Below are 13,610 nucleotides of genomic sequence, written 5' to 3' on the forward strand. Positions count from 1 at the left end.
AGAGCTTTGAAGCTGTCGTTACCGACATCCGTATGCCCGGATCTCTGTCCGGCTGGGACGTCGGAAAACGGGCACGGGAGCTAAGGCCTGACATCCCGGTTGTCTACTGCAGCGGCGACAAGGGTGGCGATTGGTCCTCTCGAGGGGTTCCCAACAGCCTGATGCTGCTGAAGCCTTTCGCGATGAGCGAACTCGTAGAAGCCGTTGCTTGGCTGATGACGAAAGCTCCACGCCATTCTTCTCCCGCTTAGTGCCTGGGCGTGCAGTACCATCAAGCCTGATACAAGCTCGTAGGTAGCAGCAGGTAGCACATCAACTGCAGCCGTGCGCTAGAGCCAGCTGGGTTCGCACGGTGCTTGCGAGCCGGAGTGCATCCTGACACTCATCTGCAGTTAATACTCTGCAAGTTCTTCAAGCAACGCTGCTCACTGATCAGCTTGTTCATCGGATACCACCTTGGCGTCGGGCGCAGCTCGGTGGCGCCGCTGCAAATCCCAAGCGCGAATTATATTACGCTCTGCGTCTGCTAACGCAGCAGCGATAGCAGGCGCCATGTTTCTGATAAGTGACATCTCAGCCCTCTTAGCGAGACCTTCACCAAGGGCGGCTTACGACGAGCTGACATTGCCGATCGTAAGGTCCGTTGGGTACTGGTTCATGAGTTTTGCAATTCCGTCGCTGTCAAAAGGGCCCGCGTCTGCCTGACAGGCTGCTTCAGCGATTGGTCAGCTTGTGTCCGGTATTATCTAGCGTGCTCTATTGGCTCGGAGCGCATCCTTAGGGCAGCAAGTGGAAGTGAGCCGCTTGCTGCCCCATCTTTGGTGCTCTCGATTACGGCCTATCCAGGATTTCTCTCACTCGCGCTGCAAGCTCTGCGTAAGAAAAAGGTTTTGTGATCAACTCAACGCCTGCATCCAGCCGCCCATGATGCACAATTGCGTTCCGAGCATACCCGGTAGTAAACAGCACTTTCAAAGTTGGCCGGATTGATCGAGCCTGTTCCACGAGAACGGCCCCCGTCATTCCATGGGGCAGAACAACGTCAGTAAAAAGAAGGTCGACGGCGTCGGGCTGTTGCTCGAAAATACGAAGAGCAGCCGGGCCATCTGCTGCGTCAAGGACGCGGTAGCCTAGTTCCTGCAGCATCTCCACCGAGAAAGAACGAACTTCGGGGTCATCTTCGCAGACCAGAATAGTTTCCGTGCCTTCCCCATCCGGAATTGCCTGGGCCTGAGATGCTTCCTCGTCCGGCTCTTCGCCCACAAGTCGAGGTAAGTAGATCTTCACGGTGGTTCCGTGGCCGAGTTCTGAATAGACCTTTACGTGCCCACCGGATTGCTTGACGAAACCGTAGACCATTGACAGTCCAAGGCCGGTGCCCTTTCCAACTTCCTTGGTGGTAAAAAAAGGCTCGAAGACGCGCTGGAGGGTGTCTTCATCCATCCCAGTGCCAGTATCGGAAACGGAGATCAGAACGTATTGGCCGGGCGCAACCTCGGCGTTCTTTACGGCGTACAGACGGTCTATGTGGCTGTTGGCTGTTTCGATGGTCAGCTTGCCACCGTCGAGCATCGCGTCCCGAGCATTCACTGCTAGATTGAGGATAGCGTTTTCAAGCTGGTTAGCGTCGGCCTCTACACGCCAGAGGCCTGAAGCAAGCACTGTTTCCAGCTCGATTATCTCTCCAAGGGTCCGGTGCAACAGTTCGGACATTCCTGCAACCAACTTGTTTGGCTGAATGGGTGTTGGCGCCAGCGGCTGACGCCGAGAAAACGCTAGTAGGCGCTGCGTCAGCGTTGCCGCCCGTTTTGCACCGGCCATGGCGTTTTCAGCCGAACGGCGGAGTCGTAGCTCGTCTTCCGGCAAGCGGCGGATCAACATGTCCAGGTTCCCAGTAACCACCTGCAGCAGGTTGTTGAAGTCGTGGGCCACACCGCCGGTAAGCTGTCCAACAGTCTCCATCTTTTGGACCTGGTGCAACGCATCCTCAGCCTGCCGGAGCTCCTCCGCGGCCTGCTTCTCATTTGTAACATCGCGGCCTACCGCGTGGACGAAGTGGTCGTCTGGGACCGCGATCCAGGAGATCCATCGATACGAACCATCCTTGTGGCGGTACCGGTTCTCAAATCGCAGCGTGGTAAGGCCTTGAGCAAGTCGCCCAGCTTCTGCGTGTGTGCTCGCAAGATCCTCGGGATGAACGAGGTCGAAGAAGTTGCTGCCGATTAGCTCGTCTTCCCGCCAGCCGATAACGGTCATCCATGCGGGGTTTACAGCTGTGATGGAGCCGTCGAAGCGAGCAACCAGCATGATGTCAGTGGAGAGCCGCCACATGCGGTCGCGATCCGCTGTCCGCTCCGCGACTTGAACCTCAAGCGTTTGATTGAGATGCTGGGCCTTCTCAAAAAGCTGCGCATTATCCATGGCCGTGGCGGCTTGCGCTGCAAGCCCGACCGTTAGTCGCTCTGCTCGCTCCGTGAACACACCCGTCTCAGCGTGTCCAAAGAACAGCCCCCCGATCACGTCACCAGAACGCGATCTGACTGGAACCGCAAGGTAGCTGCGTACTGGAAGATGACCCTCCGGCATGCCCTTGTGCGGAGCGTTACGACCATAGCGCAGATCCTGGAGAATATCGTCGGAGCGGACAACACCTTCACCGTTGAACGTTGGGGCGAAAACATGGGTATTGCGGGGCAGAGGATAGGACGAGAATGCCTCTGCAGGCGCACCTGAAAGAGTATATAGGGTGTAGCTCTCGCCTGAGGCGTCGACCCGATTGTAGAAGAATGCGCCAAACTGTGCACCGGTCAGTTCCACCCCAGCGTCAACGACCCCTTGAACCAGGGTGTCGATGTCCAGGTATCCGGCCACTTTGGCGGCAGTGGCATTGAGTACCTCCAGCGCGTAGCTCTCTTCCTTCAGAGCCTCCACCGAAGCCCGTGCTTCGGTGACATCAAAGCCTTCAACGAAGATGCCAGTAGTCTTTCCATCTGTACCCTTGATTGGCTGGTAAACGAAGTCGAAGTAGCGTTCTTCCATCCTGCCGCTCTGCGGCCCTTTCATTCGGACAGGGACAGCTTCACCAATAAATGGCTCTCCCGTGGCATAGACATTGTCCAACAGCTCAAAGAACCCCTGACCCTCGAGCTCCGGCAGAGCTTCCCGCACCGGTTTGCCGATCAGGTCTTTGCCGGCCATGAGTTCCTGATACGCCGGGTTGACCAGTTCAAACGTGTGACTCGGTTCGCGCAGCAGTGCCATCAAACCAGGAGCCTGCTCAAACATCTGGCGAAGACGCTCTCGCTCGCCAAGTTGCTGGCGTTGCGCAAGAACCTTTCCGGTCGTTTCAGTCGCTGCACAGAGCATGCCGGCAACTCGGCCGTTTTCGTCTCGAATAGGGGTATAGGAAAAGCTGAACCAGGCATCCTCAAGATACCCATTGCGGCGCATGGGGATCAGAAGGTCCTCATGCCAACTCGCTTCGCCAGCCATTGTGCTATCCACGAGCGGCTTGATTTGTTCCCAGATGTCCGACCAGACATCTGCGAACGGTAGACCGAGGGCGTGGGGGTGCTTCGCTCCAAGTATGGGAGCGTACTTGTCGTTGTATAGAAACGTCAGCTCCTCTCCCCAGGCGATAAACATCGCTTGCTGGGCGTCGAGCATCAGGCCCGCGTAAAGCTTCAATGCCATAGGCCAGCGATCAGGATGTCCAAATGAACTTCCAGACCAGTCATGATCGCGCATGCGCCCCCGCAGTTCGCCCTGACCTTCCAGTATTCTCACGTTCGGCTCGAGTGAAGGTTGCAATAGCCAGCCTTGAAGTCGTTGGGAGTTCTAGAAAGCTAAAGCCGGTGGTTCGTTCCGGCAGCCGCGGCTGTTCCTGACCACCTCGGGCCGTCGAAGCGGGACATCGAAACGAGGCAAGCTCGCGACTTTGGCAGAGTAATTACACAACACTGAACCTAGGTGGTGTTCTGGTCGGTGTCATCATAGTGACGAATACTCCGTGCAAAAATGCATGATTGGCCTACCTGCCGTTCGCGAACATGGCAGCTTTGCACATGGCCCGGTTCCCACAGGGGGTGAGGAAAATCGCAGAAATTCTGGGGGCTTCCCTACTTATCCAAGCATCGCGGAGCCGACTTTCACAATGACCTACAAGAAGTAAACCCTTCAAATCATACGACAACGCGCTAAAGCATCCACGTGGAAGATTTTGATCGGACCTACCATGCCCTCTTCTGCCCCTAGGCTTGGTGATGACAGCGTTGCTAGTAGGGACATAGCGACCTTGATCCCCGCTGACGCCGGCCCTCGGATGATGGTGCCCAATGGGGGAGTGGTCTATTCATATCGTCCCCCTGGTCAGCAGCGGTTCAAGTCCCAAAGCGATTTCGTTGCGGTCATGCTATCTCCTTCGCCTGGCATTCGTTCAGCGTTTGCCAGCGATAGGCTGAAGGCCTTCGATGCTCCAGCCGGCATGCTTGTGGTTAGTCCTTCGGAGGTTGAAAGCGCCACGGAATGGACAAACGCGCGCGAGAACATCGTAGTGTCATTTGAGCCGGGACAGCTCGAACAACTCGCTGCACACGAGTTCGACAGAGGACTGCCGGAACTCACCCCTCTTCCGTTTCCTACCGTAGATCAGACGGCGCTAAGGATCGCGCAGGCGCTCCAGTCTGAATTGAGCCATGCTGAGCGAGCCAATTCTCTGGTTGTGGACGCGCTCCTCACGGTTCTTGGAGTAAGCATCCTCCGGAAGTATGTCGGCTCTAGATTCACCACAGCTAGAGCGGGTTTATCGCCTTACAAAAGACGGCTGCTCGACGATTTCATCAGAAGCCACCTCGGACACAAGCTCAAAGTGGCTGAGCTGGCGAAGCTCTGCGACATGGCTCCGAGCTCTTTCATGAGGGCTTTTGCCGAATCCTACGGCGAGCCTCCGCATCAGCACATACTCCGGCTAAGGCTAGATATGGCTGAGGCGTTACTCCACACGCCGGAGCTCTCGATTGCACAAATTGCGTATGCGACTGGCTTCAGCAGTCAAAGTCATTTTACGTCGACCATGCGTAAGCATCGCGGCGTGACGCCTGCCATGCTGCGCTTGAACCGGTGAGCTGTTGAGGCGATAAGTATTAAGATTTCGATAACAGTTTCCGACACTTAATTGCGGCCAACCGATCAGATTTTGACACGATCGACCTAATTTTCGAAATACGCCCTACACGTGAATCAGGCCTAACGGAAGGAGTGGGTCTTCAGGCCCTGCATTTCGGGCGCACATGTTTTTTTGTCGCGAGCGGCCCGTCGACCAAGTGCAACGGGGCCCGCCAATGTCAATACGTTCTGATTTGCACAATGCGGTGCAGGCAGGCATCCGTGCCCTGCGTCAGCCTGGTTCGACCAAGCGTCAGGGCAAACAAGATGCCCGCGGCGGCACAGCCTCTGTTCGCCCATTTGCCCTGGTCGCGGCCCTGTTGTTCTCCGCTCCGCTCACCGTGACGACTGTGCAAGCGCAAACGACCGGCGGGTGGACGCTGAACATAACGAACACCGGATACAACCCCATTCCTGCTGGGGCATTGCTTCCCTACACCGTGCGCATCGACAACAACGACAACGTTGCTACACCGGCAACTACCATAACCTTCGACATACCGGCCACGGCGGATTTCATCGATGTCATGGGGTTCAGCAACTGCGTATCCAGCCCAGGAACGGGGCAGCCGGCTACCGTTACCTGCGATGTCCCTGTGCTTTCGCCGAGTGCGGCTCATACCGGGACAGTAAACCTCCGTCCCAAGCAAGAGGGCACGGTCACCCTTAGGGGAACGATCCCAAACCCAGGACCGACCTTCAGCCGTCAGACCACCGTGCAGCGGGGTGCGGACCTGTCAGTGACGCTGGTTGCCGTTCCGGCCGTCGTGCAGGCAGGCTCGATGGCGCAGTTCAGCGCAACGGTCAGGAACGCTGGTCCGTACCCTGCGGATGGTGCGACGCTCGTGATCTCTCTGCCTTTGGGGCTGTCGCGCAATGTCACCATGCCGGCAGGCTGCTCCATCGCAAACGACATCATTACCTGCAACATCGCTGGCCCTATCTCGGTCGGAGCCGACGTTGAGCTCGACTTCTCTTCGCAGGTTACGACATCAAACGCCTCCACCATCACGGTCGCCGCCGAGGTTGACACCACCACACCGCGCGATGGCGTCAACGACAATGATAGCGCCACCACCGACATCACCGTGACACCAGGCACGGACGTCAGCGTCGGCAAGACACGGGCGCCGACAGGTCTAATCCTCGTGGGCGACACGGTGACCTTCATTATAGACCCACGCTATGTCGGTGTGGCGCCGGCTGCTGCCAGCATCGAAGATCTCGTGCCGGCCAACTACCAGATCCTCAGTGTGGCTCCGACAGCTGGTTCGGGCTGGACCTGTCCGCCGCCGAACGGGCAGGCTATCAATTGCAGCTATGCTTCTGGCGCGGGAACGACATTCACGGCCCCGATTGCCGTCACCGTCGAAGCGATCGGCCCGACAGCGCCCACGGTCGGTGTGACCAATTTGGTGACCATCACCTCGCCCAATGAGAACGCCGATGCCGGTGCTAACAATTCCGGAAATGACGGCGAGGCCTTCATCGCCGAGCCCACTGTCGATCTCGTTGCGCTGAAGGCAGGGCCGCCGCGGGGCCTCGTGACCGTCGGAAACTCATACGAATTCCGGCTGAGAACCCGCAACGACGGCAATGCGGGTTTCTCAGGACCGCTGACGATCACCGACCATCTTCCGGCTGGCCTGACCCTGACGGCTGCCAGCGTGCCAAGCGGCTGGAGTTGTTCTCAGGTACTTCCACTCGTTGGTGGCCCGGGCGTTGACTTCACCTGCACGACCAACATCTACACCGCCTCTTCGCCCCTGGCGCCGACGCAGCAAACCGATGCCATCGTGCTGACCACAGAGGTAACCGCAGCGGGTTCCATCTCGAATGGCATGACGGTCTCGTTTCCGAACTGGGATCAGGGCGAGGACGCCGAGCCGAGCAACAACACGACTAACTCGGGCCTGACCAGCGCGGACGGCCCCAACTGGGCGGACATCAGCGTCAGCAAGACCGTCACCAGTGCAACGACGGTCAACTCGGGTGAACCCGTCACGTTTGAGATCGAGATCGTCAACACAGGGCCTGCCCAAGCGCTCAATGTAGTGCTCGACGACCGGCTTAATGACATCGTCGCCACTGCTGGCGGTGGAGAGCCCGGGCCAAGCGCCGTCTCTATTGTCGCAACACCCGGTGTTGCAACAGGCTTGACCTGCAGCACACCAACGAGCAGCGGCTATTCACGTAATCTGCAGTGCATGATCGACACACTGCCCGCCTGCACGGCTGGCGTCAATTGCCCCCGTGTGTCTGTGGCGGTAAGGGCCGGCAGCCAGGGTGCCAAGACCAATACGGCAACTGCCTTCTCGACCACCACGCCAGACAACAACACCGGCAACAACGATGCCAGCGTCGGCTACACCGTCGTTTCGCGTACGGATGTGACAGTCGCCAAGACCAGCCCTTCGTCGTCGACGGGTGCCAAAGCTGGTCAGGAATTGATCTACGTCCTGACGGCAAGCGTGCCGCTCAATGGCCTCAGTAACGCCGACAATGTAACGATCACCGATACGCTGCCGGCCGGGCTGTTGTTCCAAAGCGCAACTCCAAGTCGCGGCAGCTGTGCGACGACGCCGGGCATCAATACTACGACGGGCCCCGGCAACCAGACGCTCACCTGCAATCTCGGCACGATCACCAACGGTTCACAGCAGACCGTGACGGTGCGGGCCGTCCCAATCACCGGCGTCGCCAATACCAGCATCACCAACAACGTCACCGTTTCAACCACTACCGCCGAGCCGGACCAGGCGAACAACCAGGCAGCGCTCACGCTCAGCGTAGCGCCGCCCGAGCTCGACCTGATCGTTAGCATCGTCGACACTGTCGATCCGCTCGAGATCAACAGGGACACAAGCTACTCGATTACGGTCCGCAACAGCGGACCGTCCGACGCGTTCGACCTGAGCGTCCTGAACACCTTGCCGACCACCGGTTTGGCTAATCCGCGCTTCACTGCTCCGTCTGGCGTGACATGCACCTTGAACGGGCAAAGCACCACCGTGCCGGGAGGCACGATGACGTGTAATAACGCCCACTTGCCGGCCAACACGCAGATCCAGGTGACAGTGGCCATGGAGGGCGTCGCGCGCGGGCGCCACACCAACAATGTATCCGTAACCTCAGATGAGACGGCTGCCGGGTTCGAAGCTCCTGTCGACAACAACACGTCTTACGAAGACACGACAGTGCGCGAGCGCGCGAACCTCTTGGTGGAGAAGGTTCCGAGCGAGCCAATAGTCGACCTACGGGAGGAATTCTCGTGGGCAATCACGGTCACCAACCGGGCTGGTGGCGGCCTCGGCGTGGCCGAATGGACGACGCTGGCAGACACGCTGCCGGTCGGCATGGAACTAACCAGGGTCCCAGCGACCACCGCCGGGACCTGTTCGGGCGCGGTCGGTGGGCGCACGATCTCGTGTGAACTGGGCGACATGCCACCCGGTGCCGTGGCGACGGTGACGCTTTGGACCAAGATCACGTCAACTGCTGCCGCCTCTGCACAGAACACGGCGACAGTCAGCACGCTGTCGTTCGAACAAGACGCAAGCGACAACACTGCCACCGGTGTGGTTACTACCGTTCTCGGCAGCAGCATCAGCGGCACGCTCTACCGCGACTTCAACGCCAGTGACGTTCAAGATGTCGTGGACACCGGCATTGCCGGAATCACCATGACGGCCACCGGGACGGCTACCCACGACAACGCGACCATCACCGCCACCACCACCACTGACGCCTCCGGCAACTACAGCTTTCTCACCCTGCCGCCTGGCACTTACAACGTCTCCTACGGCGCAATCAGCGAGCCGCACCTCGTCGACGGCAAGGCGCTCCCGGGGCCTAACAATCCGCCGACGGCAAACCCGACAGCGACCGGAGTCAACAGGATCGCCGGCATAGTCATCACCAATTCGTTTGCCTCGATCGATCAGGATTTCACCCGGGTTCCCGTGCCTCGCATCGGCATTGGCAAGGTTGCCGGGGCAATCTCATATCAGAACGATGGCAGCTACCTCATCCCCTATACGCTCACGGTCGAAAACCTCAGCCTCGAGCCGATAAACAGCATCACCGTCACCGACGTGCTCAACGGCGCCTCGCAGAACTTCGGCACCTATAGCGGCGGGGGTGCGCCAGCGGAGGGACAATACGATGTCACCTCCGTGACAGGCGGCGCCTTCGGCACACTGGACACGGGCTTCAACGGAGCAGGGGCAAACACTCTGGTTTCCGGGGGGACGCTGGCCGCCGGTGCTACCGGCACGGTCAGCTATACGGTTCACGTCAGCCCCCAATTGCCCCGCATTAGCCCGCCGCCGCCGCACACCAACCAAGCGAGCGTATCGGGAACCGGACAGAACTCGTCCGACCCGTTGAGCGACATCTCGCACAACAACTCCAATCCCGATCCGGACAGTGATGGGATAGCCGACGAAGCGGGCAACAACACTCCGACGACGACTACGCCTACCGTTTCCCCGAACGTCACCATTGATAAGGCCGCAACGCCCACTCTAGGAGCCGACGGCGCCAGCGTGGGCGACCGCGTCGACTACACGTTCACCGTGACCAACACCGGCAACACGCCGCTGCTCAATGTGCTGGTGACGGATCCACTGACCGGAAGTGGCCTACAGGGCCTAAGCACGACGCCCATTCCACGCCTCGATCCTGGGCAAGCCGACAGCACGACCTTCACCGCTTATTACTTCCTTACGCAGGCCGATCTCGACAATGGCTCGCGGCCGAATACGGCTTCGGTTTCTGGGCGGTGGGGCACGAACAGCAGTAACGGCTCGTCGCTGAACGCCACTGCATCCGACAATGCGACCGTTCCGGCGCTGAGCAATCCCGGGCTGACGCTGATTAAAGCGCTGGAATCCGCTGCTGACGTCGGCAATCCGCGCACCAGCGTGGGCGATGTGGTGCGCTACCGCTTCACCGTTACCAACACGGGCAACACCACCCTGAACAGCGTGACGATCACCGACTCGCTGCCGGGGGTTGCTCCCGACCCGGCGGGCGCCTTCAACATCGGCACGTTGGCTCCAGGGGCATCGAGCACGGTCTATGCCGACTATCCCGTAACGCAGACAGATATTGATGCTGGCGTGGCACAAAACAGTGCAACCGCTGGCGCAGTTTATGGTCCAGGTAGCACTCCCATAACCACGCCAACAAGTTCGGTGCAGACACCGCTGTACCGGCAATCTTCACTGACCCTCGACAAGACTCTGGCCAGCACCATTCCGCCCGTACCCCGCGCGGGCACCATGGTCACCTGGACAGTGACCGCGACGAACACCGGCAATACAACGCTCAGCAATCTCGTCGTCACCGACCCCTTCCCGGGAGCGGTGGTTGCGCCCGCCTCTCTCACAAGCCTCGCACCAGGCGCATCGGCCGACTTCACCATCACTGCCCCGCTACGACAGCAAGACATCAACAGCGGGGTGGTCGACAACACCGCAACCATCACTTTCAACGACCCAACTGGTCCCCAGACGCCGGTCAACGCATCCGAGCAGGTTACGCTTCCGCCGCAGACACCCGATATTGGCCTGCGAAAGATTGGCGATATTTCTGGGCTGTCTAGCCCACCGGTCGCCGGCGAGGAGATCGTCTACGCAATCACCATCCGCAACACCGGCAACGTTCCGCTGGATAATGTTACCTTAGTCGACCTGCTACCTGGCGTCGTAGTTGATACGGCTGACGCAACGGCTCTCAGCACGGTTGTCCTGCAGCCGCAGAACGAGGCGGGTACCGCCACAGGCACCGAAATCACGGTGACCGCGCGTTATCCCCTCAAGACCACCGATATCGATGCCGGCACAGTGGTCAACACTGCGGTCACCACAGGCAGATCAACCGTCGATCCCACCGGCACGGTAACTGACCAAGGCGGCACCACCTTCGGCACCGACGATCCGACGACAACCAGCCTCAACCAGGCGCCTCAGATCAGTCTCATCAAGACGATCACCAGCGCAGCATTGAGCACGCCGCCGCAGGAAGGCGACGTGATCACCTATGGGTTCGCCATTCAGAATACCGGCAACGTCACGCTCAATGACATCGCAATAACGGACCTGGTGAGCGATGTGACTGTACACAATCCTGGGAACTGGTCCGGCCCGCTAGCCCCCGGTGCGCTCAATACGGACGCGTTCACTGCCACCTATGTCCTCAAGCAAGCAGATATCGACGCAGGCCAGTTCGCCAATTCGGCGCGAGTGGACGGCACTGGCCCCGGTCCTGGCGGGCCTCAAACTGTCTCGGACATCTCGGGCACGGCGATCGGCAACGACACGCCTACGCCCCTGCCGCTGACGCGAACCACCTCGCTCAGCATCGTCAAGTCAGCAGTACCCGCCCTGGCGAACCCACCGCAAGCGGGCGACGAGATTGCCTATGAGTTCCTCGTGACCAATACCGGCAATCAGACGCTCACCAATGTTGCGATCGCTGATCCGCTGCCCGACCTGGTCATGACTTCGCCGACCACGATCCCCGTGCTGCTGCCGGGCGCCGCTAACGCCGTCACAGTCACGGCCACCTATCCGGTCAAGCAGTCCGATATCTTTGCTGGAGACGTGCGTAACCGGGCGACCGCAAGCTTCGCCGATCCGGTTGGACCGGTGACGCCGGTCTCCTCGAATGAGGTCGTGGTCCCGCTTGTTCGCCAGCCGGGGATCGCAATCGTCAAGACCGCAGCGTCGGGGCTGAGCGATCCGGCCGTGGTGGGCGAGGAGATCACCTATAGCTTCACGGTGACCAATACCGGCAATCTTCCCTTGACCGGTGTCCAGATCAGCGACCCACTGGCGCGGCTGACGCCCAACACCTTCAGCGTCCCCGATCTCGCTCCCGGCGAAACTTCTGCCTTGTTCACGTCCACCTATGCCATCGACATCGCCGACATCGGGGCGAAGCAGGTCCTGAACCAGGCAACCGTCAATGGCACCTACGACGCTGGCAGCGGCCCGCAACAAGTAACGGATCTGTCCGGACCGACGATCGACACCGATCAGCCCACCGAGGTTCCTGTTGAGCCGGCAAAACCGAGCCTCGCTCTCGTCAAAACTGGCAGCTTCGCTAATGGCGGAGGCTATGTGCGTGTCGGTGATGTCATCGAGTACGAACTCATCGTGACAAACACCGGCAATGTGCCGCTGACAGAAGTCACTCCACGCGAGCAGGGGATTACCTTTGACGGGCATAAGGCGACCGGTGCACTCGCACCGATTGAGCCCCCACCGCTCCCGCTGGCGCCAGGCGAGCATGCGTCGTTCAGAACGAGCTATGCACTCACCCAAGAAGACATCAACAACGCGGCCGGTATTGCCGATGGTGTGAGCAACACTGCAGACGCGACAGCCATGTATTTCTCGGCCGTAATCGGGGCGCCTGAAGCAGTCGATGCCATCGAGGATACGGCTGTGCTTGCGATCCCGATGCAACAACCCGCCGACGTGACCATACAGAAACGTGCGCTGGTCTCTAACATCCGCCGGGGAGAAACGGCGGCCTTTGTGATCACGGTGACGAACAATTCTCTGGCGGATGTGGGTCTCGTGACCATCACCGACAGCATGCCGTCTGGCTTTGCCTTCGTCGAAGGTTCGGCAACGGTCAATGCCACGCCGGTTACGCCGGTGTTCGTCGGGCCGGAGGTCAGTTTCGCCGATCTGCCGCTTGGACCCAACTCAACGATCGAGATCGGGCTGGTGCTGCGGGCTTTGCCGACCGCTCAGCCGGGAACCTACCGCAATAGCGCGTTGGGGGTTGATGCTCTTGGTACGCCGTTAGCACCTTCAGCGCATGCCGACATCCGCATCGAGGCTGAAGCGATCTTCGATTGCAGTGAGGTCATCGGCAAGGTCTTCAACGACCTCGACCGCGACGGTTACCAGGACGAGGGAGAGCCCGGCATACCTGGAGCCAGACTCGCAACGGTTCGCGGCACCTTGATCACGACCGACGCCTTCGGCCGCTATTCGGTACCCTGTGCCGATCTGCCCGATGCCGATATCGGCTCGAACTTTGTGCTGAAACTGGACGAGCGCACACTGCCGACTGGCTTCTCCATGACGACGGACAACCCCGCCATGGTCCGGCTGACTGCAGGCAAGATGACCGAGATGAACTTCGGTATCTCCATCGGCCGCGAAGTCCGTCTTACCCTTGACGCGTCCGCCTTTGTCGGTGGCTCAATCGCGCCAACGCCTGCCCTGGAGGAGGGCGTCGGCCAACTGGTGTCATTGCTCGCCGAACATACGACAGCGCTGACCATCATCTACACGGAAAATGCGGAAGGCGGGCTAGGCCAGCAGCGTCTCGACCATATGACCGCGCTAGTCCGTGAACGCTGGCGCAGAGCAGGTGAACCATATCGGCTCGTCATCAATGCTGATCTTGTGGTGGAGCGCTGA

3 protein-coding genes and 1 pseudogene are annotated in these 13,610 nt (G+C 59.6%); 3 read left to right on the top strand and 1 reads right to left on the bottom strand.

The window, feature by feature from the left end:
* Positions 1-251: pseudogene (locus VIL88_RS12625) on the top strand (response regulator); the annotation flags it as partial.
* Positions 252-831: 580 nt separating this feature from the next.
* Here VIL88_RS12625 and VIL88_RS12630 read toward each other — a convergent pair.
* The gene (locus VIL88_RS12630; protein ID WP_331989367.1) at positions 832-3,786 is read right to left on the bottom strand and encodes a PAS domain-containing protein; all 2,955 of its coding nucleotides are present in this window, start codon (positions 3,784-3,786) and stop codon (positions 832-834) included.
* Between the two features lie 508 nt (positions 3,787-4,294).
* Between VIL88_RS12630 and VIL88_RS12635 the strand changes: the two genes are divergently transcribed.
* Together VIL88_RS12635 and VIL88_RS12640 are read left to right on the top strand one after the other, a co-directional pair.
* Positions 4,295-5,122, top strand: a complete 828-nt coding sequence (locus VIL88_RS12635; protein WP_331989369.1) for an AraC family transcriptional regulator — start codon at positions 4,295-4,297, stop codon at positions 5,120-5,122.
* A 217-nt stretch (positions 5,123-5,339) separates the two neighbouring features.
* A complete protein-coding gene (locus VIL88_RS12640) occupies positions 5,340-13,610 on the top strand; it encodes a DUF7507 domain-containing protein (RefSeq protein ID WP_331989371.1) in 8,271 nt (2,756 codons plus the stop codon).

This window comes from Devosia sp., from assembly GCF_036563435.1.
Lineage (GTDB): Bacteria > Pseudomonadota > Alphaproteobacteria > Rhizobiales > Devosiaceae > Devosia.

Excerpts from the sequence above, each read along its gene's own strand:
- VIL88_RS12640 (WP_331989371.1), top strand. The coding sequence starts at position 5,340 with ATGTCAATACGTTCTGATTTGCACAATGCGGTGCAGGCAGGCATCCGT.